Source organism: Micromonospora sp. URMC 105 (assembly GCF_051386295.1).
Classification (GTDB): Bacteria; Actinomycetota; Actinomycetes; order Mycobacteriales; family Micromonosporaceae; genus Micromonospora.
Genome location: NZ_JBPQTL010000227.1, coordinates 1 through 441 on the forward strand (window position 1 = coordinate 1; position 441 = coordinate 441).

The 441-nt window shown below is 77.3% G+C and carries 1 pseudogene; it reads left to right on the forward strand.

The features are described from left to right. Positions 1-441 (forward strand): annotated as a pseudogene (locus ACSNN7_RS29065) (SseB family protein); the annotation flags it as partial.

Here is a 441-nt window from a genome sequence, read left to right on the forward strand (position 1 = left end):
GGCACCGAACTGCTCCTGCCGGTCTCCGCGCAGGCGCTGGCCGGCGAGGCACCGATGGGCTGGGGCACCTGGACCACGGGCGGCCGGACCCACGTGCTGGCCTTCACCTCCGACGCCGCGCTGCGCGCCTGCCTGGGTGCCACCGCGGGTCCCAGCCGCCGCGCCCGGTACCCCGAACTCGCCGCCACCTGGCCCAACCACGAGTGGTGGCTGGCGGTCAACCCGGGGCTGCCCGTCGAGGGTTACCTGCCGGCGTGGTTCGTCTCGCAGCTCTCCCGTGGTGACGTGCGCCTGCCTGGTCGCACCATGGGCGCGCGTGCCCGGCTGGAGCAGGTGGAGTCGCTCACCCGGGCCGACGCCACCGGCCCCGCGCCGGCCACCCGGGCGCCGGAGCCCGCTACGGACGTCCCGACGCAGCCCCCCACGCCCGCCATCGGTGCG